Here is a 21,306-nt window from a genome sequence, read left to right on the forward strand (position 1 = left end):
GGCGGTTGCCCGTCAGGGCATCTGGAGAATGCACCCGGTGTATACATCGTGTGTATAGTGCTTCCCATGTCGATCGGACACGCACTGTTGGGCCTGCTAGAAGGCGGTCCAAGGCATGGTTACGACCTCAAGCGCGCCTATGACGAGCGCTTTGGACAGGACCGGCCGTTGCATTACGGGCAGGTGTACTCGACCCTGTCGCGGCTGCTGAAGAACGGCTTCGTGACCGAGGCCGGCGTCGAGGCGGGTGACGGTCCGGAGCGCAAGCGGTACGCGATCACGGACGCCGGGGTCACTGATGTAGAGCGCTGGCTCAGCACTCCGGAGAAGCCGGAGCCGTACCTGCAGAACACGCTCTACGCGAAGGTGGTGCTGGCCCTGCTGTCGGGCCGCAGCGCAGAGGAGGTGCTCGACACCCAACGTTCGGCGCACCTCACCACGATGCGCGAGCTGACCAGGCGCAAGACCGATGGCGACCTCGCCGACCAGCTCATCTGCGACTTCGCCCTGTTCCACCTCGAAGCCGACCTGCGGTGGCTCGAACTGACGGCCGCACGCATCGACCAGCTGGCAGCGGAGGTCACGCGATGAGCCTGCTCAGGGCCGAAGGCCTGATCAAGTCGTTCGGCAAGACCCACGCGCTCGACGGCGCGGCCATCACGATCCGCGAGGGCGAGGTCGTGGCGGTGATGGGGCCGTCGGGCTCCGGCAAGTCCACCCTGCTGCACTGCCTCGCCGGAATCCTGCCGCCGGACAGCGGCACCGTCCTCTACCGCGACCAGGACCTGACGGCGATGAACGACAGCGCCCGCAGCGAGCTGCGGCGCACCGAGTTCGGGTTCGTCTTCCAGTTCGGCCAGCTCGTGCCGGAGCTGACCTGCCTGGAGAACGTCGCGCTGCCGTTGCGGCTGAGCGGCATGAAGCGCAAGGACGCCGAACGCGCCGCGAAGGACTGGATGGCCAGGCTGGAGGTCGACGGCGTCGCCGACCAGCGTCCCGGCGAGACCTCGGGTGGCCAGGGTCAGCGCGTCGCCGTCGCCCGCGCGCTCGTCACCGGGCCGAAGGTGATCTTCGCCGACGAACCGACCGGCGCGCTCGACTCGCTCAACGGCGAACGAGTCATGCACCTCCTCACGACCGCGGCTCGGGAGACCGGTGCGGCCGTCGTGCTGGTCACGCACGAAGCTCGCGTCGCCGCCTACTCGGACCGCGAGGTCGTGGTGCGCGATGGCCGTTCACGTGACGTGGAGTTCGCCCGGTGAACCGCACCATCAGCGACCTCGCCCTGGGGGTCCGGCTGGCCGTCGGGGGCAGCCGGAAGTCCTGGGTGAGGCTCCTGCTCCAAGGCGTCGGCATCGGCATGTGCGTGGCGTTGCTGCTGCTCGCCGCGTCGATCCCGACCGCGTTCGGCAACCGCGACCAGCGCGCGGACGGCCGGGACGTCGTCACCAAGGGCGCCGGCACCGCGCCGTTGCTGCTGGAGACCTCGTCGGTGGCGTTCCGCTCCGAGTACGTCTCCGGCTCGTACGTCCGCGTCCTCGCGCCCAACGCACCCGTGCCGCCTGGCGTGGAACGGCTGCCGGCGGACGGTGAGGTCGTCGTGTCGCCGAAGCTCGCCGCGTTGCTGGCGAGTCCGGAAGGCGAGCTGCTGCGGCCGAGGTTCCCGCAGAAGATCATCGGCACGTTCGGCCAGGAAGGCCTGACCGGGCCCGCGGACCTGCGGTTCCTCGCGGGCGACGCGAAGATCGAGCCGAACAAGGGCAACCAGGTCTACGCCTTCGGCAGTGCGCGCGCAGGCGGAGGGCTGCCGACGATCCTGTTGATGCTCAGCATCGTCGGCGCGGTGGTGCTGCTGTTCCCCGTGCTGGTGTTCGTCGGCGTCGCGACCAGGCTCGCCGCCGCTCAGCGCGACCGCAGGCTGGCGGCGTTGCGGCTGGTCGGGGCCGGTGCGACGCGGGTGCGGCTGATCGCGTCCGGTGAGGCGCTGGCCGGTGCGCTGGTGGGGCTCGTCATCGGGTTCGGGTTGTTGTTCGCGCTCCGGCCGCTCGCCGACGACATCCCGATCGCCGAGCTCGCCGTGTTCCCGAGCGATCTGACGCCCACGCTGCCGCTGACGCTCGTCGTGGTCGTCAGCGTGCCGGTGCTGGCCGTGCTGACGTCGGTGTTCGCCATGCGTCGGACGATCATCGAACCACTCGGCGTGGTGCGCGAGCAGAAACCGGTGAAGCGCAGGCTGTGGTGGCGGGTCGTGCCCGCGGTGGCCGGCGTGGGGCTGCTGGCGAGCCAGTTCGGCAGGCTCGACGAGACGTCGAAGCCCGCCCAGTGGCCGGTCGTCGGGGGCGTGGTGCTGTTGATGTTCGCCATCCCGGTGCTGTTGCCGTGGCTGGTCGAACGCGTCGTCTACCGGATGCAGGGCGCCACGCCCGCGCTGCAGCTCGCGGTTCGCCGGTTGCAGCTCGACGCGGGCACGGCGGCACGGGTCGTCGGTGGCGTGGCGGTCGTGGTCGCCGGAGTGGTGACGTTGCAGGTGATCCTCGCGGGCGTCGAGAACGAGGTGACGGCCGAGGAGAGGCGGGAGGTGAACTACAACTACCTCTCCATCACCGTGGGCGAACCAGGCATCCTGCCCGACCTGCAGGGCGCGCTGTCCGGGGCCAAGGGCGTGATCGGCGTGAACGAGCTGAAGCGCACGTTCGGGATGTTGCCCTCCAACGAGTACCTCGACATCGGCATCGGGCCGTGCGCCGTGCTTCAGTCGATGGCGCGCATCACGAACTGCGCGGACGGCAAGGCGTACGTCGTGCGGGAAGCCTCCGGCCGGGGCACACCCGCTGCCGGCGACTCGATCAAGGTCGGGGAAGGCAGAACCGCGTGGACGGTTCCCGCGGTGGAGCAGGCGACCGGCGCTCGCCCCGGCCTCTACCTCACGCCCGCCGCGGCCACGGGCTTCACGGTTCCCCAGGGCAGCGGCGAGTTGCAGGCGCAGCTGGACCCGGCTGTTCCGGACGTCGCGGAGCACGTGCGCAACGTCCTCGCGCCGTACTCGTGGCGGCTGTTCACCTACTACGTCGGCCAGGACGACACCGATGAGATCGAGCAGATCTTCTTCGCGGTGCGCCGGGCGTTGTACGCGGCCGCGCTGATCACGTTGCTGCTCGCCGGCGCGTCCTTGCTGGTCGTCGCGCTGGAACAGGTGCGGGAACGCCGCCGGCCGCTCGCGGTGATGGCGGCCAGCGGTGTCCCGCGCGGCACGCTCGCCCGGTCGTTGCTGTGGCAGAACGCGATTCCGCTGGTGATCTCGACCATCGTGTCGGTGGGCACCGGCATCCTGCTCGGCGTGCTCGTCACGCGGGTGTTCGGCAGCGAGGTCGCCTACGACTGGGCGGGCATCGGGATCGTCACCGGCATCTCGGTGGGCCTGGTCGTGCTGGTCACTGCTCTGACGTTGCCTTCGCTGAGAAGGGCGACCGGAGCACTTGGGTTGCGGACCGAGTAGTCACCTCGTGCTCTGCCAGGCGGTCCTGCACCAGTCCGTGCCGGAACTGGTAGCAGGCCCCCGCCCGGCAGAGCACGCCGAGCTTGCGCGAGTCCTCCAGGAACACCATCAGCTCCCACGGCAGCTTTCCGCGCAGTGCCAACCAGATCCGCGCCACCGTGAACCACCACCAGCGCAGGTGCAGCACGGCGAGCGCGAACCCGAGCATCAGCCCGGACGCGAGACCCAGCCCGACCATGCCAGTCTGGCCGGGCCCGAACACCAGTGCCGCGGCACTTCCGAAGACCACTGCCAGCACGAGAGATCCGGTCCACACCGCGATCCGGTCGCGCGCCATCGTCCACTGAGGACTGGAAGCTTGTGAGAGTTCCGAGGCGCTCGACAGCGCGAACCGCAGCGCGACCGCCACGGCGAGTCCGAGACCGACGACGAGTCCGGCGGAAAGTCCGTACAGCGCACCGAAAACGAGTCCCGCGGCCAGGCCGAGCACACCGGGCACGAGCAGCAGACTGCGCCAGATCCCCAGTCGTGGCTTGGCTTTGCGCTCCTGCGACGCGGTGAGTGCGGCCGCACCGACACCGATGCCCGCGACCAGACCGGTGATCGGAGCGAGCGACGGCGTGATCGAGTACGCCATCAGCCACGCGACGCCGAACCCGCCGATCGCGCCCAGCACCAGCGCGCCGAGCACCGCGAGCCACGTGCTGCCGACCGAGCGGCGCAGCTCCCACCACGCCAGCTCGCGGATGTCCCTGTCCCGCATCTCGTGCGCGAGGAACTCCAGCCACCTGCGCGCCCTGTCCCGCGGCCAGACCTGCGTGGTCTTGGCGTGGTGCGCGAACGCCCGGTTGCCGAACGCCCGCGAGACCAGCTCGTCGCAGAGGTGGTCGGAGATGGCGCGTGCATCCGGGAAACGGCCGCGGTCGAGCAGTTCGGTCGGCTCGGCCTCGGTGTCCGCGTAGACCATGCTGGCCAGCCACATCGTCAACGGCGTGGACAACGCGTCGGCGAGGCGGCCGTCCGGTTCCTCGCGCAGCTGGATGAACACCGGCTCCCACCGCGCCGCGCCCACGCTGTCCGCGCTCGCCCGCAGGTAGGCGCAGACCTCCTCCAGGTCGAGCGGCGCCATCTCGACGACGTCCGCGCCGGGCAGCGGGCCCGCGAGGTGCACGGCCTGCTCGTACTCGGCCGTGCGGCAGGTCAGCACCAACGGCCTGTTCCCGAACGCCTTGGCGATCCGGGTGAGGGCGTCCGCGCGTTGGTGGCCGGGGATGTCGTCGAGGCCGTCCAGCACGGGCAGGACCTTGTGCTGCTCCACCAGCAGGTCACCCGCGTAGCTGCCGTACAGCTCGGTGTTGCGCAACGCCGGGTGGTCCTCGTACAGCCTGCGCGTGAGCCACGTGCGGATGTCCTCGACCGCCGGGTTCCACGTCGACAACGGCAGCAGCACCGGAACCATGCCGCCGTCGTAGCGGTCCAGCAACCCGCAGGTCAGCAGCATCGCGACGGTCGTCTTGCCGGTGCCGGCCTCGCCGAGGAGCACCATCCTGCGGTTGATCTGCCGCTCGAACGCGCCCACGACGGCGTCGCTGCGTCCCGGCGGCGCGTCCGGCTCGTCGCTGACGTCCAGCTCAGGGGCGAGCCAGTGCAGGTCGAGCACGTCGGGGTCGGTGAGCCCGCGCGAGCGCACCTCCTCGTTCCACTGCGACTGCAGGCCGATCGCCAGCGCCCGGCACGCCGCGTCGAGGTGCTCGTCGCTGCTCAGCTCGGCGTTGTGCCTGCGGCGGGTCCACGGGTCGAGTAAAGCCAGGAAGCCCAGGAACGCCACCGCGAGGACGATCAGCCACACGTGCGGGTTGATGCCGTGGTCGGTCACGAACAGACCGGCCGCGGTGAGCAACGCGGTCAGCACGCAGCCGGTCAGCAATGCCTGCTGACGGAATCTGGACATGCGTCGCATCATGACGCACCGCATCCGCCTGAGGTCGATTCAGTGACCCGTGTCGTGACGTTCGATTGTTGATCACAGATGCCACCTGAGCTCGCCCAGCGTCAGGAACTGGCCGTCGGCCTCGACCGCGATCCCGAACTCGTGCCGGCGAGGTTTGCCCAGGTCGTGCCACTCGACGACGCCCTGTTCCGCAAGATCCCACAGCCGGCGCGGGCCGCCCTGGTCGACGTGCTCGCCGTGGTGGTGCACCCACGAACCGTCCGGATGGGCGAGCCAGTCGTGGCCCGCGGCGACTCCGGGCAGAGCAATGCCCGCGAAGAACTCGAACGGGCTGGCCGGGTCGACGACGGTGCCCAGCGGCAACGTCGTGGCGCGGCGCTCGAACGCGCCGGCGCCCGCGAGCGACGGTGGGTGGGCGTGCGCGCGCAACGGCATGAAGCGGCCGTCCTCCACGAGCACCGCGCCTTCGCCGGTGCCGTCGCCGTTCGACACGATCCGGACGAGGCCCGCGCCGATCGGGCGGTGCAGCGTGGTGACGACCAGGCCGCCGGGTCGCACCTGCTCCAGCCAGGCGGGTGGGATGGTCGCGACGGAGCAGGTGGCCAGCAAGCGGTCGTACGGTGCGCGCTCCGGATGGCCGAGCGCGCCGTCGCCCGTGACGCAGGTGGGAAAGAAACCGTTGCGACGCAGGCGTTTCCGTGCGCGTTGCGAGATGTTCGGGTCGACGTCGATCGTCGTTGTGCTGCCCGCACCCACGGCGTGGCACAGAAGAGCCGCGTTGTAGCCGGTGCCGGTGCCCACCTCGAGGACCGTCTGTCCGTTGTGGACGTCCAGTGCCTCCAGCATGATCGCCATGATCGTGGGCATGCTCGACGAACAGGTCGGTGTGCCCGCGGTCACCGTGTCGTCGCCGTCGAACTGGGTAACCCACACACGGTCGGCGTAGACGAGTCTCAGCCAGTCCGGGTGCTTTCGGGTGACCCGTTCCCAGTCGCCGCTGTGCAGCTGGCGGTAGAAGCGCGGCAGGAACTCGTGCCGCGGAACTGCCCGGAAAGCCTTGAGCCACTTGGAATCGTGCAGCACGCCGTCGCCGAGCAGGTGGTCCGCCAGCTCGGCGCGCAAGGCCCCGGCGTCGTCCATGTCACCCACAACGGTATCCCTGTGGCGGAGCACACGCACGGATTGCTAGCAGGGTGCTTGCAAGAGTTAGCACCCATCGCTAACGTAGTTGGTGGCACGAGGAACGGGAGCGGGAACAGTGGACAAGTCCATCGACAAAGCAGTCGCGGACCTCGGCCGCAACATCGGTGAGTACATCCGCGAACAACGCAACAGCGCCAAGATCTCCTTGCGGGAACTGGCGAAGCAAGCGGGTGTCTCCAACCCATACCTCAGCCAGATCGAGCGAGGACTGCGCAAGCCATCTGCGGAGATCCTTCAGCAGATCGCCAAAGGGCTGCGCATCTCGGCCGAAGTGCTCTACGTCGAGGCCGGGATCCTCCAGCAGCGCGAAGGCGGTGCGTTGGCGGACGCCATCGTCGCCGCGACCGATCTGACCGAGCGGCAGAAGCAGGTGCTGCTCGATGTTTACGAATCTTTCAGGCGGGAGAACGCCGCCAAACAACAGGAGGAGTGATCTCCATGCCGAAGCTCACCCAGGACGACGTCCGCAAGGCCGCCGAGCAGGGCGCGCACGCCGCGCGTCAGGCCCTTCTCGCTGCCCTCGGCGCCGGTGACCTCGCCGCCAAGGCCGTGGTCGAGGCCCTGAACAAGGCCAAGGAGCGCGCCGAGGAGGCCCGCACCCAGGCTCAGGACCTGCCCACCGAGCTCAAGGACCTGCGCGAGAAGCTGCAGCCGGCCGAGCTGAAGAAGCTCGTCGACGCCTACACCGCCTCCGCGGTGAACCTGTACACGTACCTGGCCGAGACCGGCGAGCAGACGCTGGAGCAGATCAAGGCCCAGCCGCAGGTGAAGCAGGCCGTCGAGCAGGTCGAGCAGGCCGTCGAGGCCGCGCAGAAGCGCGCCGAGTCCGCCGCCGCCGACGCCCGCGAGCTCGCGGACGACGTGCTCGGCAAGGTCACCCGCCGCACCCGTTCGGTCGGCGAGAAGGTCGCCCACGCGGTCGACAAGGGCAGCGAGAAGCTGGCCGAGGAGATCGTCGAGGCCGGTGACGAGGTCGCGCACGAGGTCCGCAGCACCGCCCGCAAGACCGCGAACCGCACCGCGCCCCGCAAGCCGGCGACGACGACCCGCAGCACCACGACCACGGCCGCTGCGAAGAAGACCACGACGAACACCACCAAGTGAGTCGCTGAAGTCTCCTGAGAGGGGAGCACGCCTTCGAGGCGTGCTCCCCTCTCGTCGTGTCGGCACGTAGTCTGGGCGCGTGGTGTTCATCTGGCCGGACTTCAGCTTCTGGAACCTCGACGGCATCGTGTACTTCTTCGCCGACCTGGCGTTCTCGATCGTCGGTCTGTTCGCGTTCTTCCACGCCCTGACCCAGCGCGTCGACGCCTACACGGCGGCCGAGAGAATGACGAAGCCCGCCTGGCTGGGCATCACCGGTGGCGGTGCGGCCGCGATGCTGCTCTTCTTCCCCGCCGGTTTCGGCTCGATCTTCTGGCTGGCTGGCCTGGTCGCGGTGCTCGTGTACATGGTCGACGTGCGCCCGAAGCTGATCGAGGTCCAGCGCGGCCCTCGCTGGTGATCACAACGTCCTACGGCTCCGGTTCGCCGGTGACCCTGGTCGCTCACGGACTCGGCGCCACCGCCGGTGAGGCGCGGATTCCCGCCTCCGGGCTGCCTGGCACGCGAGTCGTCGTGACGCTGCCGTCGCACGGATCCGCGCCGGACGCGCCCGCGGGGTACTGGGACTACGGGCGGATCGCCGCCGATCTCGCGACTGTTCCGGCTGATCACGCCGTTGGTGTCTCGTTGGGCGCCGGCGCGTTGGTGCGGCTGTTGTCACTCGAACCTGATCGTTTTGCACGCGTTGCCCTGCTGCTGCCCGCCGTGCTGGATCAACCACGTCCGGCCTTCACGTTGCAGCAGCTCTCCGACCTGACCGTCGGCCCGCCTGCTTACGTTGCCGAGCGCCGCGCGGCGTTGAGCCGTCTTTCGGACGCCGCTGACCAGTTGCCCGGTCAGGTCGCGGTGGCCGATGCCTCGCTGTTGGCCGCCGTGACGATTCCGGTGCTGGTCATCGGGGCTGTGGGTGATCCGCTGCACCCGGAGGACGTGGCCAAGGCGACGGCGGCGGCGTTCCCCAACGGCTCGTTGTGGCTGGTCGACTCACCCTCGCCGATGATCACGCATCGCGCTGAGGTGCGGCACCGATTGGTCGAGTTCTTCGCCGGGTAGCCGTTGTTCATGGCGGAACAGAAGATCGCATTCCTCGTCAGCGCGGAGGGCATCGAGCAGGTCGAGCTCACCGACCCGTGGACGCACGTCGAGAAGGCCGGCGGAGTGCCGCGCCTGCTCGCACCGAAGCTCGGCGAGGACCCCCGACGCCGTCGAACTGGTGAAAGGTCTGGTGGCGGCCGGCAAACCGATCGCGGCGATCTGCCACGGGCCGTGGTTGCTGGTCGAGGCCAACGTGGTGCGCGGCAAGATGCTGACCTCGTTCCCCAGCCTGCAGACCGACGTCCGCAACGCGGGCGGTGACTGGGCTGACGAGGAGGTCAGGGTGTGCGACCTGAACGGGTGGACGCTCGTGACGTCCCGAAACCCTGATGACCTGCCGGCTTTCAACCGTGAGGCGTTGGAAGCATTTGGTTTGTGAGCGGGGTCTGCAGCCCCCGCTCAGCCTCTTAGAGACGCGTCTGCGCGTAGTGCGTCATCGCGTCGTGCATCCACTGAGCCGTGCCCTCGGCGTGCGCGTCCAGCTGCGGCTTGAACTCGCCCTCCAGGTAGAGGTCGGCCAAGCCCGCGTACGACTCGCTGTTGGGCGTCCAGCTCAGGCAGATCCACGCGTGGTGGCGCTCGATCAGCTCCGTCGCCTCGGGCGCGTCGACCGCGACACCTGCCGTGAACAGCTCCGTCGCCCGCAGCAGCACGTCCTGCCACTCCTGCAGGAACCTGTCCGCGTCGGCCTTGGTGGCACCCTGCCAGCGCTTCTTGCTGCTGGCGATGTGCTCCTTGGCGCCGTCGCCGAAGCGGTCGACCAGCTGCTGCTCGTACTCCTTCTGCTGGGCGGCGTCGAAGCCGTCGAACAGCTCTTCCATCTTCACCTCGTCCCCTCCTTCCAGTTCTTCGATCGTTCGCGCGACGGTGTTGGCGAGCCGGTCCAGCCTGCGTCGTTCGTCCTGCAGCCACCGGTGGTGGTTGCGCAGGACCGTCAGCTGGTCCGTGCCGTTCAACATGTCCGCCACCACGTCGAGGCCCAGGCCCAGGTCGCGCAGCAGCAGGATCTGCTGCAGGCGGTGCACCTGTTCCTTCTCGTAGTAGCGGTAGCCGTTGTCCCCGATCCAGGCCGGCGACAGCAGCCCGATCGAGTCGTAGTGCCGCAGCGTCCTGGACGTCACCTTCGACATCCGGGCCACCTGGGCGATCGACCAGGCCATTTCCGGTTCCCCTTTCGCGCTCTGAGATGAAGGTAAGGGTTGACGTAACGTCAAGGTCAAACCGAGTTTGGCAGGATGGTTCTCGTGTGGACCATCGCTGGATCGTTGGAACCCTTCCCAGTGCTTTCGCGCCTCGACCTGGTGCCTGCACCGGTCGAAGCCGCGCTGAAGAACCTGGACGGTGCTGACCGGGTCGCCGTCGCTGAGATCGACGCGTCGTTGGCGGACACCGCCGAGTTCTGCGCGCACTACGGCTCGCCGCTGGCAGCCTCGGCCAACTGCGTCGTCGTGGCGGGCAAGCGCGGCGGCGAGATCCGTTATGCAGCCTGCATGGTGCTGGCGACCATGCGCGCGGACGTGAACGGTGTGATCCGCAAGCGGCTCGACGCGCGCAAGGCGTCGTTCGCGCCGATGGACGAGGCCGTGGCGTTGACGGGCATGGAGTACGGCGGCATCACGCCCATCGGTGTGCCCGCGGACTGGCCGATCCTGGTGTCGCCGGAGGTGGCCGCCGCCCCCGAACTGGTCGTGGGCAGCGGCATCCGGGGCAGCAAGATCCTCATCCCAGGCGACGTGCTGATGAAGCTGCCTGGAGCTGAAGTGCTGGACCTAGCCCGCGTACTTGACCAGTAGCGCGATCGCCTCGTCGACGTCGTCGGTAACGAGGATCCACTGCTCGGCTTCCCGGCCCGCCGCGAGTTTCTGCACGAGCGGCGCGGCCGGCACCTCGTCGGTCCAGAAGTCCTTGCCCAGGAACACCATGGGCGCGGCCGGGCCGACGCTGCCGTAGTAGTTCTGCGTGAAGTCCTGGAAGACCTCCTGGACCGTGCCCGCCTTGCCCGGCGTGTAGACGATGCCGCCGGTCGCGACGGTGAGCAGGCCCTCTTCGCGCACCGAGTTCGCGAAGTACTTGGCGTGCAGCTCACAGGCCGGGTTGGGCGGCTCGTGGCCGTAGAACCAGGTCGGGATGCCGATCGTGCGCGGCTTGGAGAACCTCGGGATCTCGGGGAACGCCGCGAGCCAGCGGCCGATCGACTCGTCGTCGTGGCCGAACGACGGGGCCTGCGCGAGGGTGGCGAGGACTTCGCGATCCGCCTCGCCGAGCCGGACGCCCAGCGGCACGGCCTCCATCGCACCCGGACCGCCGCCCGTCAGCACGGTGAAGCCCGCCTTGCCCAGCGCGGCGCCGAGCTCCACGGCGTTGCGGTAGCCGTCCGAGCCTCTGGCCAGCGCGTGGCCGCCCATCACTGCGATCGGCCGACCCGTCAGCGTCTCGTCGAGGGCCTCGGTGATCGAGTGGTCGTGCAGGCGTTCGGCCAGCGCGTGCAACGGGTCCGGGTGGTGGCCCTGCTGCTTGCTGTGCTTGTAGATCACCGCGTCCGGGGTGTCGGCGTACGACTTCGGATCCTGGGGGTCGAAGCCCGCGAACAGCTCTTCCGGGGTGTAAAGGGACGACCGGTACACCTCGTACGGCAGGTCCGGGATCACCGGGAAGATCAGTGCTCCCGCGGCCTCTGCCTGGCGTTGCATCCTCTCGCTGAGGGCACATCCGAGCAGCAGTGCGCCGTCCAACGGCACACGCACGTCCTCGCGAGTCAGGTCCAGCCCGATGATGACGGCTTTGCGCAGGTCAGGCTCTGCCCGCAGCTGGTCCAGGTCGGTGATTTCGATCCGCACGAGAAAAAGCCTATGCCTCGGGCGAACCAACGTGCCGTGGAATCCGAATCAGTAGTGGGAACCGAGGTCCGCTCGCCAGTCAGACGAGCGGCCGTGGGCCGCGCTGCCCAGGAAAGGTTCCCCGCAATGGCTACCGAACAGCTGACCGGCTGCGCCGCCCGTGGCGCCCGAGTGGTAGATCCCCACCGCGTCGAGTACCTGGACTGCGGCGGCTACGGAGTCCCGCTGCTAGGCCACGCCCACCCGGCCGTGGTGCAGGCGGTGGTCGGCCAGGTGCGCCGGCCGTCGCTGCTGGACCGCCTGATGCTCGACCTGGTCACCCCAAACGGCCTCGACCACATCCACACCTTCCCGTCGGCCTCCGAAGCCGCGCAGTTCGCCGTGGCCCTCGCCCAAGCCAATGGCCGCCCACGAGTGTTGACGACCGGCGACGTCCCGTACGGCGGCATCGACTCGTTGCGTGCCACTCTGGCCGCCGGACCGCCCGCCTGCGTGCTCGTCGAACCCGTCCGCGGCGTGTCCTTCCCGCCCGACGGCTACCTGCGCGCGATCTCCGAGGTCTGCCGCGAGCAGAACGCGCTGATGATCGTCGACGAGACCCGCACCGGCCTGGGTCGCCTCGGCGTGTGGTGGGGCTCCGACATCGACGGCGTGACCCCGGACATCCTGCTGGTCGGCGAGGGCCTGTCCGGCGGCGTGCTCCCGATCGCCGCCGTCGTCGCCTCCGCGGCCGTCGAGGTCCCGTTGTGGCGCGGCCCGGAAGAGGTCTCGCCCCTCGCCTCCGCCGCCGTCAACGCCTGCCTGCGCGTCACAGCCTCCGAAGGCCTGGTCGAACGAGCCAAGCTGCTCGGCGACGAACTCCTGTACGGCCTGCGAGCAGTCACCGCCGGCAAGGCCCACGCGACCGGCCGCGGCCTGCTGCTCGGCGTCGAACTGCCGGACAAGCGCGCGGCCGACATCTTCACCGGCGAGCTCCTGCGAGCGCGGGTGCTCGCCGACTTCCGCGGCCGGACGGTGAGCTTCACGCCTCCAGCCGTCATGTCGGCCGCGGACGCCGGGTGGCTGGTCGAAGCCGTGGGCAGGGCCGCGGCGAAGATCTAGCCGTTCGCCCGGCACCCACCGCGCATCCCTGCCAAGATCCACGGCGGGGGTGCGCGGTGCTCAGACTTCTACCTGTTCTCTTGCTGCTGACCGGATGCAGCATCTTCGAGAGTTTCAACCCGCAGATCAACGCGATCGGCAAGCAGATCGTCGCGGACTGGAAGCAACGTCCGGACGTGGCCGCGGCGCAGTTCGTGTACCGCCACGGCCTCGACGCGGGCGACAGCCTCGGCCTCGAGGTCATGCTGAAGGCGGAGTCGATCACCGACCCGGTCGTCGACGAGGTCGTGGAGATCGCGCGCAAGGACTGCTGGCTCGGCACCTGGGACTCGTGCAGCGCGACCTACACCGTCTACACGACCGCCGACCCGCCCTACGCCGACAAGCCCGAGTCGGGCAAGCCGGTGCGTTCCGGCAAGGTCGACCTCCCGCCCGAGCTGGAGACCAGCTACGGCCCGCGCCCGACGAGGCCGAGCAAATGAGGCGCCTCGGGTTGGTCCTGCTCGCGTTCCTCCTGGCCGGGTGCGGGACGGGAGACGACACCGTCGAAGACCTGGGCGACCGCATCTCCGCCGACCTCGCGGCCGAGGACGGGGTCAGCGGTGTGGCCGTGGAGTACAAGTCCGATTTGGACTACCGACAACGCCTCACCGTGACCGCCACCGTTCGCGACCAGAGCACTGCCGACAAGGCGCTGGAGATCGTCAAGCGCGACTACTGGACGGGAACCGGTCGCCGGGTCGAGTTCAGCGTGAACTTCGGCGGGTTCGTGCGGAAGAACGAGATCGTGTTCAAGCTCGGCGACGTCGTGGAGATGGAACGCAAGTACGGACCGCGTTCGGAGGCCGGCGAGCTGGATCCCGGCCGCTGAGTAGTTCCGCGCATCTTTCCCGGTCCGCGTGCGAGCTGTCGATCAGTCGTGGTTTGCTCACGCGCGACTGAACGGGGGCTGAGGTGTACGGCAATCCGGACGAGCTGGACCGCATCGCGGGCGAGATCGAGAAGCGCGCCGAGTCGGTCCGCGCACGCGGCACGGAGATGAACGACCGCGCGCGGACCATGCAGTGGAAGTCGGTCGCGGCCGACCGCTGCCGCGACACGGTCGAGGGCGACAAGCGCAAGCTGTTCCAGGCCGCGGAAGGGCTCGACGGCGCGGCCGCCGCACTGCGCCGCCACGCGCAGGAGGTCCGCGAGATGATCGCCGCGATCAAGCGGATCGCGGAGACGGTCACGGGCTGGTTCAACAGCGCGATCGACACGTTCAACCGTGCCGTGGACGCCTTCAACAACGCCGTCAAGGACATCGCGAACGGTGTCGCCGACGCCCTCGGCTTCGGCGGCGGCTCGCCACCGCAGCCGCCTCAGCCGCCGTGGAGTGGCTGGAAGTACGGCCCCGACAACCTGCCGCCGCACGGCGACAAGGCGTGGCTCGAGGTCGGCGACTACATGCGCGGCCAGGGCGTGCCCGCGTGACCCCGGCACCGCACCGGCTGGTGCTCTCCGCTGGCGAGTTCGCTTACCTGGTCGAGAAAACCGGCGTCGACCTGCCACCGGACTGGATGCCCGCCTCCGATGTCCAAATAGGACCCGCCGAAGCCGGTCTCATGAAGAAGCGCGTCGTGACCGGTGTCGGTGACGAGGCCGAGGTCCACCCGTCGGTCGCACGCAACCTCCAAATCCTTGGCGGGCCAACGGTTTTGCTCGACACCATCGCTTCCATCGGCTCCAAGAGCTCGCACAGTGTCCACGCCGTCAACGGCCCGTTGGGCGCCTCGCTGTTCGCTTTGGGCGACGGCGCGGTCGAGCTGTCGATGTTCGCGTCCGTCGACCTCGGCAAGGAACTGATCCGTGCTGTGCCGCAGCCGGAGCCCACCGGCGCGAGCCTCGAATCGCGGTTGGGCGGCACCTCGGACGCTGAGCCGCTCCAAGGCCGTTTGCCGCTGGAGGCCCTGCAAGAGATGGGCGCGGCCAGGCTGTTCCGCGGCGCCGACCCGGACGCACCCGCTGCCGTGGTCGCCGCGCTGAAGCTCTCCGGCGACGAAGCGGCGCTGGCGGAGAACGTCGCCGAGCAGACCGACGGCGCCCTGCGCTGCCTCGTGCTCTGGTCCGGCGGATCGTCCCAGGTCAACTGGGTGCACACAGCGGGAGGCTGGAGCGGCCTCGACCCGGAACCGGACGGCTCCGACCGCCGCATGGTCCGCATCGAACCGGCCGAACGTGAAGACCTGGGCACCTGGGTGGCGCCCGCAGTGGCGGGAGCACTGGCATGACGGTCAAGAACATCCAGGTCGACGGCGGCGCGGGCGGCTTCGAGGCCAAGTACGACGACCTCGCCGCGATGGGCGACCTCACCGCCGACGTCGCCGGCGACACCCTCAAGACCGCGGCCGTCGGCCACAAGTTCCTGGTGGAGCCGGACGTCCTCGCGTCGTCCCTGCTCAACCCCGGCGGCGTGGTGAAGTTCGAGGCCGCGATGGCCGTCGCCCTCGACGGCCCGAACGGGCTCACCGCGACCTCGGCCGGTATCGGGCTGCGTGGCGAGGCGTTGAAGGCCACCCGAATCGCCTACGAGATGGCCGACGAGCTGTCTGCGAAGGGCCTGGACGCCGCCCGCTGGTTCGGTGGACTGGCGGTGGCGGCCAACCCGATCGGTGCCGCGGTGGTCGGAGGCGGCGCGATCGCTGCCGACGTGTACCTGAACTACGACGGCGACTGGCAGAAGTGGCTCGTCGACCACCCCGGCATGGTCGACACGCTGATCGGCATGTCGCCGGGCATGCTCAGCGCCCTCGGCATCCCGGTCGACCTCGCCACGACGCTCGACCTGCTGGCTGCCACCTATGCCGACGGCGAAGCGGTGACCGACCCGGTCGGCGATCCGCACGACTACGGCGCGCCCGACAACCTGAAAGACCTGATGGAAGGTCTTGCTCTGCGCGACGCGGGCAAAGATCCGGGTGACCCCGGGCCGACCAACATCGACGTGAAGATCATCAGGGATGCCGACAACAACATCACGGGCTACATCGTGGACATTCCAGGTACGCAACACTGGAACGCGCCGTGGAAGCCGATGAGCGCCAACGACTCAGGCGTCAACGTGGATGCGATGGCGGGCAACAACACGGTGTTGCAGCAAGGCATCCAAGAGGCGTTGCGCCTGGCGGGCGCGCAAGGCAGCACGGCACCGGTGATGCTCGTCGGCCACAGCCAGGGCGGGATCGTCGCGGCTCAGGCGACCACTGACCTCATCGCCAGTGGGTACAACGTGACGCACGTGGTCACCGCGGGTTCGCCGGTCGGCCGCATCGACGTGCCGTCCAATGTTCAGGTGTTGTCGCTGGAGAACCGCAACGACATCGTTCCGCACCTCGATGCCAGTGACAATCCGGGCAGTCCGAATCGCACCACTGTCACGTTCGAAAACCAGACCGGAACGGTCGGCGGCAACCACTCGATCCCCGGTAACTACACCGAGGCGGCTGGGCAGCTCGACAACGGCTCAGATCCTTCCGTCAACCGGTTCAAGGAAAGCGCCAGCGTTTTCTTTGGCGGCGACGACAGCAAAACGAAGACCCAGAACTACCAGGTCGCGAGGAAGGGCGTCGGGTGATCACTCGAAAGGCGTTGGCTCTGGTCTCTCTCGTTTTCTTGCTGGCCGGGTGCAACATCACCGACCAGTACTACGAGGAGGTCGAAGCGGTCGGCAAGCAGATCGTGGCGGACTCGAAGGAACTGCCTGACGTCAAGGACGCGTTCTACGAGTACGAGCACGGGCTGGACCAGGGGCAACAGCTTCAGGTCTACGTGACTGTGCCGGAGGCGTCCGTTTCCTCTGCTTCCGATCAGCTGGAGGAGATCGCCAGACGTGATTACTGGCGAGGCACCTGGTGGACCGTGTCGTTGAACGTCAACGTCTTTTCCGATGCGAACCCCGCGGTCGAGGGCAAGTGGAACCACGACAAGATCGTGAAGAGCAAGAAGATCGAGTTCGACGATCCGGCCGCGCTGGAGAAGCAGTACGGACCTCGCCCGCAGAAGAAGAAATGAGCAACTCGATGACGCCCGACCAGTGGCTCGCCGACTTCGAGGCCAAGACGGCCGAGCTCCAGCGCAACGCCGCCGCCTTCCGCCGCAACCTCGAATCGTCAGGCACGACCGTGAGCACCGAGGACAAGTCGGTCACCGTGACGGTCGCCCCCAACGGCGCGCTGCTCGACCTCAAGATCGAGGGCAACGCCGAGCTGGCCGGCAAGATCCTCGCGCTCACCAGGTCTGCCAGGGAAGGCGCGGCGACGAACGTGCTGAACGACTTCCGCCAGGTCGTAGGCAGCCATGCGGGCGACCTCGACACCGATGTGTCGGTCCCGGCGCCGCCCGCACCCGAAAAGCCGAAAGCAAAGCCTGAAGAGGACTACAGCGAGAAGACCGTCTACAACAAGGAAAGCTGGTAGCTCAGAAGATCACCGTCTGGTTGCCGTGCACGAGCACCCGGTCCTCCAGGTGCCACCGCAGCCCGCGCGCCAGCACGACCTTCTCGATGTCCCGGCCCTTGCGCACCATGTCCGCCACCGAGTCGCCGTGGTGCACGCGCAGCACGTCCTGCTCGATGATCGGCCCGGCGTCGAGGTCAGCGGTCACGTAGTGGCACGTGGCGCCGACCAGCTTCACTCCGCGCCGGTGCGCCTGGTGGTACGGGCGGGCGCCGATGAACGACGGCAGGAAGCTGTGGTGGATGTTGATCGTGCGGCCGGACCAGGCCGCGCACAGCTCCGGCGGCAGGATCTGCATGAAGCGCGCCAGCACCACGGCGTGCGGGTCGTGCTTCTCGACCAAAACCCGCAGCTGGGCGAAGGCGGCCTGCTTGCCTTCCGGATCATTCGAAGGAAAAGGCACGTGGTGGAACGGGATGCCGTGTGCGCGCGTGATGTCGCCGAGCTCGGGGTGGTTGGCGATGACGGCCGACACCTCGACGTCCAGCTCGCCCGTCGAGACTCGGGCGAGCAGGTCGTAGAGGCAGTGCCCCTCCCGGGAAGCCAGGATCACCACGCGCTTGCGGACGCCCGTGTCGGTCACCGTCCACGTCGACTGCGCGCCCAGCGAGGCGGCCACCTCGGCGAACTGCGCGCGCAGCTCGTCCACGCCGAACGGCAGGGAGTCCGCGCGGACCTCCTGGCGCGTGAAGAACCAGCCCGTCTCGGGGTCGGTGTGGTACGCGGCCTCGACGATCCAGCCGCCGTTGTCCGCGAGGAACGACGAGATCCTCGCGATGATGCCGGTGCGGTCCGGGCAGCCGAAGGTGATCACATAGCGACGCTCAGGCGATGACACCCGTCAAAGGTAGTCACGGTTTGGGCAATGCCGCCAACAGGGACTCATCCCCTGAGACGACCGCGTGGTTCGGGCGGGCGTACAGGGCTCGGTAGATCGCGTCCGCTCCACCGGCCAGAGTGGCGTCGGCGTCCACCGCCGAGTCGTGCAGCGTGGTGACGACGAGCGGCTTGCCCTCGGTCAGTTGGACGTCCCACGTGCGGCCCGCGTCGGCGGCGTGCACGAGCAACCTGCCAGAGGCCGTGACGGAAGCGCCCAGCTCCATCCGGCGGGCGACCAGGACGTTCAGGTACTCGTCGATGCCGTCTGCGGCGAACTCCGGGTCGAACACCAGCGCGGGCAGCTCGTGCCCGGTCGCGACTTCGGCGTCCAGGCGGTGGATCGACGTCTCGTGCGCCTGCCTGCGTGACCAGAAGGCGGCGCGGAAGGACTTGTCGAACGTCCACGCGGGACGGTCGACGGGCGTCGAGCGCAGTCGCTCCAACAACAGCGAAAGCCCGTTGTCCCACCAGGACAACGCCTCGTCGAAGTCTCGCGGCGCACGAGGCCAGTCCGGACGACCGTCCTCAGGCGCGGTGACGACTGCCTGCGCCGCCCACGTGTGCACCTCGGCCATGTGCCGCACCAGCTTCAGCACTGTCCACTCAGGACAAGTCGGAACCGGTGCGTCCGCGCCCGCCTTGAGAGCGGCCGAACGCATCAACGAAGCCTGAGTCTCGATCTGCGCGAGGTAGTCCACAGACCCAACACTAGGGCGCGACGGCCGCCCATTCGAGCGTGATTTCGCCGAGTCGCCAACGACGACGGTCGTCCACGACCGGCCAGCCCCTCGAAGCGAGCAACCGCGCCGACTCCACCCACCGCGCACGCGGCCCGAACGGCGCGAAAGGCGCGGCGGTCGCCCAGCACGCGTCCAGCTCGGCCAGCAGCGCGTGCACCCGCTCGCCCGGCACGTTCTTGTGGATCAACGCCTTGGGCAGCCGCTCGGCGATGTCGCCGGGCGTCTCGATCGCGGACGGCTTGCACGCGAGCGTGAACGTCTGCGGCCCGTCCGCCGACAGCGTCACCCACGTGCAGCGGCGACCGATCTCGTCGCACGTGCCCTCGATCACCAGCCCGCCGGGAGCCATCCGGCCGAGCATCGTGTCCCACGCCTCGAACGACTGCTCCTCGGTGTACTGCCGCAGCACGTTGAACGCGCGCAACAACACCGGCCGCGCCCCGGCCAGCTCGAACCCGCCACGCCGGAAGTCCAGCCAAGGCGGGTCGGCCACGGCCTTGCCCGCGTCCACCCGGTCCTGGTCGATCTCCAGCCCGAGCACGCGCACGTCAGGCCGCACGGCGCGCAGCCGCGAAGCCATCTCGACGGTGGTGATCGGCGACGACCCGTACCCGAGGTCGACCACGAGCGGGTCGGGAACCGAAGCCAGGAAGCCCGACAGCGTCCCCGCCATCCACCGGTCGACCCTGCGCAGGCGGTTCGGGTTGGTGGTGCCGCGCGTCGGCAGGCCGAGCGCGCGGGCCCGGCCGGCCGCTAGCCGCGGTTTGCGAGCCATTCGGACGTGAACTCGCTCTCCTTGTTCAGCAGCACCACGACCTGCTCGGCGATCAGCTTCTCGAGCTTGCCACCCATGAGCGGGATGCTCACCTTGACCTCCCCCACGAGGGTGGTCTTCGAGCCCGCGCCGTTGTCCGTGATGGTGAACGAGCCGTCCAGCCGGCCCGGCACGCCGCCGATCGTCACCTCGACCGTGCCCGCGCCCGCCGCCCAGTTCTCGACGCGCTGGATCACGAGGTCGCCGCCCAGCAGCGACTTGGCCATCGACGGCAGGTGCTCCGCGGGCACACCCTGCTTGAGCTGGTACGACGTGCGATCACCCGAAACCGAGAAGGTCACGAGCTCGGCGTCGTTGCCCCCGATCGACGCCAGCCGGTCCCGCAGATAGGTCTCGTCGACCATCGCGCCGAAGACCTTCTCCGCCGAATGGGGTGACGTGGTGTGGTGCTCGATGCGGCGTGCCATGTCGCGGAGGCTACCGTTGACGCCTGTGACCACCACGCAGTCCGTACCTCTGGCCGAGCGCACCACGCTCCGACTCGGTGGCCCGGCCGCGCGGTTCGTCCACGCCACGACCGCCGCTGAGCTGGTCGAAGCCGTGCGAACAGCCGACGCCGCCTCCGACGAGAAGGTCCTCGTGCTCGGCGGTGGATCGAACCTCGTCATCTCCGACGGCGGCTTCGACGGCACCGTGGTGCACGTCGCCACCAAGGGTTTCCGGCTCGACCCGCTGGGCGGCGGGATCGTCCAGTTCACCGTCGAGGCGGGCGAGGAGTGGGACGCGGTCGTCGCGGAGGCGGTCGCGCAGGGCCTCGGCGGGCTCGAGTGCCTGTCCGGCATCCCCGGCCTCAACGGCGCCACGCCCGTGCAGAACGTCGGCGCGTACGGCGTCGAGATCTCCCAGGTGCTGCAGTCGGTGGATCTTCTCGACCGCCGCAGCGGCAAGGTGCACCAGGTGCCCGCGGCCAAGCTGGGCCTCGACTACCGCACCAGCGTGCTCAAGGGCACGGACAACGCCGTCGTGCTGCGCACCAGGTTCTCGCTGACCGCGGGCGGCATGTCCGCGCCGATCCGCTACGCCGAGCTCGCCCGCGTTCTCGGTGTGCAGCAAGGTGATCGCGTTCCGGCCGACGAGGCGCGCAAGGCCGTGCTGGAGCTGCGCCGCGGCAAGGGCATGGTGCTCGACGCCGCGGACCACGACACGTGGAGCGCCGGCTCGTTCTTCACCAACCCGATCATCGACGACGCGACGTTCACCGGCGTGCTGATCCGCATCGCCGAACGCCTCGGCCACGACGTGAACGTGCCGACCTACCCGGCGGGGCACGGGCAGAAGAAGCTCTCGGCCGCCTGGTTGATCGAACGGGCGGGCTTCCGCAAGGGCCACCAGGGCCCCGGCGGCCGGGTGTCGTTGTCCGGCAAGCACACGCTCGCGCTGACGAACCGCGGCGGCGCCTCGACCGAGGACTTGCTGGACCTGGCGCGCGAGGTGCGCGACGGCGTGCGGGCCGCGTTCGGCGTGGAACTGCACCCGGAACCCGTCTTCGTGGGCGTTGAGCTCTGAGTCTGTTCGGGTGACTCCGTGTGACGTTTCGCTACGCGGCGTGTTTCATTGACACATAGGGGCGGA

The 21,306-nt window shown here is 69.0% G+C and carries 25 protein-coding genes and 1 pseudogene; 18 read left to right on the forward strand and 8 right to left on the reverse strand.

Going from position 1 to position 21,306, the window contains the following annotated elements:
• Window positions 1–66 precede the first annotated feature (66 nt).
• From AB0M24_RS25565 to AB0M24_RS25575, 3 genes are read left to right on the forward strand one after another with little or no spacing between them, the layout of a single operon-like run.
• The gene (locus AB0M24_RS25565) at window positions 67–591 is read left to right on the forward strand and encodes a PadR family transcriptional regulator (RefSeq protein WP_363772640.1); all 525 of its coding nucleotides are present in this window, start codon (window positions 67–69) and stop codon (window positions 589–591) included.
• Window positions 588–1,262, forward strand: a complete 675-nt coding sequence (locus AB0M24_RS25570; protein ID WP_363772643.1) for an ABC transporter ATP-binding protein — start codon at window positions 588–590, stop codon at window positions 1,260–1,262. The genes AB0M24_RS25565 and AB0M24_RS25570 overlap by 4 nt, the downstream gene beginning before the upstream one ends.
• Window positions 1,259–3,496 carry an FtsX-like permease family protein gene (locus tag AB0M24_RS25575; protein WP_363772646.1) on the forward strand — a complete coding sequence of 746 codons (2,238 nt, stop codon included), beginning with the start codon at window positions 1,259–1,261 and terminating at the stop codon, window positions 3,494–3,496. Before AB0M24_RS25570 ends, AB0M24_RS25575 begins: the two co-directional genes overlap by 4 nt.
• Here the strand turns inward: AB0M24_RS25575 and AB0M24_RS25580 are convergent.
• Together AB0M24_RS25580 and AB0M24_RS25585 are read right to left on the reverse strand one after the other, a co-directional pair.
• Entirely contained in the window at window positions 3,432–5,447 is a 2,016-nt protein-coding gene (locus AB0M24_RS25580; protein ID WP_363772649.1) for an NACHT domain-containing protein, read from the reverse strand. The genes AB0M24_RS25575 and AB0M24_RS25580 overlap by 65 nt on opposite strands.
• A 72-nt stretch (window positions 5,448–5,519) precedes the next feature.
• Window positions 5,520–6,587: a methyltransferase domain-containing protein gene (locus AB0M24_RS25585; protein WP_363772834.1), complete on the reverse strand. Its 1,068-nt coding sequence runs from the start codon at window positions 6,585–6,587 to the stop codon at window positions 5,520–5,522.
• 118 nt (window positions 6,588–6,705) lie between these two features.
• Between AB0M24_RS25585 and AB0M24_RS25590 the strand changes: the two genes are divergently transcribed.
• The 5 genes and pseudogenes from AB0M24_RS25590 to AB0M24_RS25610 all read left to right on the forward strand — a co-directional run bounded on the left by AB0M24_RS25590 (window position 6,706) and on the right by AB0M24_RS25610 (window position 9,228).
• Entirely contained in the window at window positions 6,706–7,083 is a 378-nt protein-coding gene (locus AB0M24_RS25590) for a helix-turn-helix transcriptional regulator (RefSeq protein ID WP_363772652.1), read from the forward strand.
• 5 nt (window positions 7,084–7,088) lie between these two features.
• Window positions 7,089–7,754 (forward strand): hypothetical protein, encoded by a 666-nt coding sequence (locus AB0M24_RS25595; protein WP_363772655.1) that lies wholly within the window; start codon window positions 7,089–7,091, stop codon window positions 7,752–7,754.
• Window positions 7,755–7,878: 124 nt separating this feature from the next.
• On the forward strand, window positions 7,879–8,154 hold the full coding sequence (locus tag AB0M24_RS25600) for a DUF2516 family protein (protein ID WP_363772837.1): 276 nt from the start codon (window positions 7,879–7,881) through the stop codon (window positions 8,152–8,154).
• A 29-nt stretch (window positions 8,155–8,183) separates the two neighbouring features.
• Window positions 8,184–8,807: an alpha/beta hydrolase gene (locus tag AB0M24_RS25605; protein WP_363772658.1), complete on the forward strand. Its 624-nt coding sequence runs from the start codon at window positions 8,184–8,186 to the stop codon at window positions 8,805–8,807.
• A 9-nt stretch (window positions 8,808–8,816) separates the two neighbouring features.
• A pseudogene (locus AB0M24_RS25610) lies at window positions 8,817–9,228 on the forward strand (DJ-1/PfpI family protein).
• A 28-nt stretch (window positions 9,229–9,256) separates the two neighbouring features.
• On the opposite strand, the gene AB0M24_RS25615 reads toward AB0M24_RS25610, so the two are convergent.
• Entirely contained in the window at window positions 9,257–10,009 is a 753-nt protein-coding gene (locus AB0M24_RS25615) for a MerR family transcriptional regulator (protein ID WP_363772661.1), read from the reverse strand.
• A 75-nt stretch (window positions 10,010–10,084) separates the two neighbouring features.
• On the opposite strand from AB0M24_RS25615, the gene AB0M24_RS25620 reads away from it, so the two are divergent.
• Window positions 10,085–10,642, forward strand: a complete 558-nt coding sequence (locus tag AB0M24_RS25620; RefSeq protein ID WP_363772664.1) for a YbaK/EbsC family protein — start codon at window positions 10,085–10,087, stop codon at window positions 10,640–10,642.
• Here AB0M24_RS25620 and AB0M24_RS25625 read toward each other — a convergent pair.
• Entirely contained in the window at window positions 10,619–11,686 is a 1,068-nt protein-coding gene (locus AB0M24_RS25625) for a hypothetical protein (RefSeq protein WP_363772667.1), read from the reverse strand. The genes AB0M24_RS25620 and AB0M24_RS25625 overlap by 24 nt on opposite strands.
• Window positions 11,687–11,812: 126 nt before the next feature.
• On the opposite strand from AB0M24_RS25625, the gene AB0M24_RS25630 reads away from it, so the two are divergent.
• The 8 genes from AB0M24_RS25630 (at window position 11,813) to AB0M24_RS25665 (ending at window position 17,241) form a co-directional block, all read left to right on the forward strand.
• Window positions 11,813–12,787 (forward strand): aminotransferase class III-fold pyridoxal phosphate-dependent enzyme, encoded by a 975-nt coding sequence (locus AB0M24_RS25630; protein WP_363772669.1) that lies wholly within the window; start codon window positions 11,813–11,815, stop codon window positions 12,785–12,787.
• 56 nt (window positions 12,788–12,843) lie between these two features.
• Complete coding sequence (locus AB0M24_RS25635) at window positions 12,844–13,269, forward strand: hypothetical protein (protein ID WP_363772672.1); 426 nt, start codon at window positions 12,844–12,846, stop codon at window positions 13,267–13,269.
• Entirely contained in the window at window positions 13,266–13,658 is a 393-nt protein-coding gene (locus AB0M24_RS25640; protein WP_363772675.1) for a hypothetical protein, read from the forward strand. The genes AB0M24_RS25635 and AB0M24_RS25640 overlap by 4 nt, the downstream gene beginning before the upstream one ends.
• Window positions 13,659–13,741: 83 nt before the next feature.
• Entirely contained in the window at window positions 13,742–14,260 is a 519-nt protein-coding gene (locus AB0M24_RS25645) for a putative T7SS-secreted protein (RefSeq protein WP_363772678.1), read from the forward strand.
• On the forward strand, window positions 14,257–15,057 hold the full coding sequence (locus tag AB0M24_RS25650) for a hypothetical protein (RefSeq protein WP_363772681.1): 801 nt from the start codon (window positions 14,257–14,259) through the stop codon (window positions 15,055–15,057). Before AB0M24_RS25645 ends, AB0M24_RS25650 begins: the two co-directional genes overlap by 4 nt.
• Complete coding sequence (locus AB0M24_RS25655) at window positions 15,054–16,400, forward strand: alpha/beta hydrolase (RefSeq protein ID WP_363772684.1); 1,347 nt, start codon at window positions 15,054–15,056, stop codon at window positions 16,398–16,400. Before AB0M24_RS25650 ends, AB0M24_RS25655 begins: the two co-directional genes overlap by 4 nt.
• The gene (locus AB0M24_RS25660) at window positions 16,397–16,837 is read left to right on the forward strand and encodes a hypothetical protein (RefSeq protein WP_363772687.1); all 441 of its coding nucleotides are present in this window, start codon (window positions 16,397–16,399) and stop codon (window positions 16,835–16,837) included. Before AB0M24_RS25655 ends, AB0M24_RS25660 begins: the two co-directional genes overlap by 4 nt.
• The gene (locus AB0M24_RS25665) at window positions 16,834–17,241 is read left to right on the forward strand and encodes a hypothetical protein (protein ID WP_363772690.1); all 408 of its coding nucleotides are present in this window, start codon (window positions 16,834–16,836) and stop codon (window positions 17,239–17,241) included. The genes AB0M24_RS25660 and AB0M24_RS25665 overlap by 4 nt, the downstream gene beginning before the upstream one ends.
• Window position 17,242: 1 nt before the next feature.
• Here AB0M24_RS25665 and purU read toward each other — a convergent pair whose 3' ends face one another.
• From purU to AB0M24_RS25685, 4 genes are read right to left on the reverse strand one after another with little or no spacing between them, the layout of a single operon-like run.
• Window positions 17,243–18,118, reverse strand: a complete 876-nt coding sequence (gene purU / locus AB0M24_RS25670) for a formyltetrahydrofolate deformylase (protein ID WP_363772693.1) — start codon at window positions 18,116–18,118, stop codon at window positions 17,243–17,245.
• Between the two features lie 13 nt (window positions 18,119–18,131).
• Entirely contained in the window at window positions 18,132–18,857 is a 726-nt protein-coding gene (locus AB0M24_RS25675) for a maleylpyruvate isomerase N-terminal domain-containing protein (RefSeq protein ID WP_363772696.1), read from the reverse strand.
• Between the two features lie 10 nt (window positions 18,858–18,867).
• Window positions 18,868–19,674 (reverse strand): class I SAM-dependent methyltransferase, encoded by an 807-nt coding sequence (locus AB0M24_RS25680; protein ID WP_363772699.1) that lies wholly within the window; start codon window positions 19,672–19,674, stop codon window positions 18,868–18,870.
• Entirely contained in the window at window positions 19,653–20,141 is a 489-nt protein-coding gene (locus AB0M24_RS25685) for a DUF2505 domain-containing protein (RefSeq protein WP_363772702.1), read from the reverse strand. The genes AB0M24_RS25680 and AB0M24_RS25685 overlap by 22 nt, the downstream gene beginning before the upstream one ends.
• Between AB0M24_RS25685 and AB0M24_RS25690 the strand changes: the two genes are divergently transcribed.
• Window positions 20,140–21,240, forward strand: a complete 1,101-nt coding sequence (locus AB0M24_RS25690) for a UDP-N-acetylmuramate dehydrogenase (RefSeq protein ID WP_363772705.1) — start codon at window positions 20,140–20,142, stop codon at window positions 21,238–21,240. The two genes, AB0M24_RS25685 and AB0M24_RS25690, sit on opposite strands and share 2 nt — an antisense overlap.
• Window positions 21,241–21,306: the final 66 nt, after the last annotated feature.

Origin of the sequence: Lentzea sp. NPDC051838 (assembly GCF_040681245.1) — a bacterium.
Lineage (GTDB): Bacteria > Actinomycetota > Actinomycetes > Mycobacteriales > Pseudonocardiaceae > Lentzea.

Excerpts from the sequence above, each read along its gene's own strand:
- AB0M24_RS25565 (WP_363772640.1), top strand. The coding sequence starts at position 67 with ATGTCGATCGGACACGCACTGTTGGGCCTGCTAGAAGGCGGTCCAAGG.
- AB0M24_RS25570 (WP_363772643.1), top strand. The coding sequence starts at position 588 with ATGAGCCTGCTCAGGGCCGAAGGCCTGATCAAGTCGTTCGGCAAGACC.
- AB0M24_RS25580 (WP_363772649.1), bottom strand. The coding sequence starts at position 5,447 with ATGTCCAGATTCCGTCAGCAGGCATTGCTGACCGGCTGCGTGCTGACC.
- AB0M24_RS25585 (WP_363772834.1), bottom strand. The coding sequence starts at position 6,587 with ATGGACGACGCCGGGGCCTTGCGCGCCGAGCTGGCGGACCACCTGCTC.
- AB0M24_RS25595 (WP_363772655.1), top strand. The coding sequence starts at position 7,089 with ATGCCGAAGCTCACCCAGGACGACGTCCGCAAGGCCGCCGAGCAGGGC.
- AB0M24_RS25615 (WP_363772661.1), bottom strand. The coding sequence starts at position 10,009 with ATGGCCTGGTCGATCGCCCAGGTGGCCCGGATGTCGAAGGTGACGTCC.
- AB0M24_RS25620 (WP_363772664.1), top strand. The coding sequence starts at position 10,085 with ATGGTTCTCGTGTGGACCATCGCTGGATCGTTGGAACCCTTCCCAGTG.
- AB0M24_RS25630 (WP_363772669.1), top strand. The coding sequence starts at position 11,813 with ATGGCTACCGAACAGCTGACCGGCTGCGCCGCCCGTGGCGCCCGAGTG.
- AB0M24_RS25640 (WP_363772675.1), top strand. The coding sequence starts at position 13,266 with ATGAGGCGCCTCGGGTTGGTCCTGCTCGCGTTCCTCCTGGCCGGGTGC.
- AB0M24_RS25655 (WP_363772684.1), top strand. The coding sequence starts at position 15,054 with ATGACGGTCAAGAACATCCAGGTCGACGGCGGCGCGGGCGGCTTCGAG.
- AB0M24_RS25665 (WP_363772690.1), top strand. The coding sequence starts at position 16,834 with ATGAGCAACTCGATGACGCCCGACCAGTGGCTCGCCGACTTCGAGGCC.
- AB0M24_RS25680 (WP_363772699.1), bottom strand. The coding sequence starts at position 19,674 with ATGGCTCGCAAACCGCGGCTAGCGGCCGGCCGGGCCCGCGCGCTCGGC.
- AB0M24_RS25690 (WP_363772705.1), top strand. The coding sequence starts at position 20,140 with ATGTCGCGGAGGCTACCGTTGACGCCTGTGACCACCACGCAGTCCGTA.
- AB0M24_RS25685 (WP_363772702.1), bottom strand. The coding sequence starts at position 20,141 with ATGGCACGCCGCATCGAGCACCACACCACGTCACCCCATTCGGCGGAG.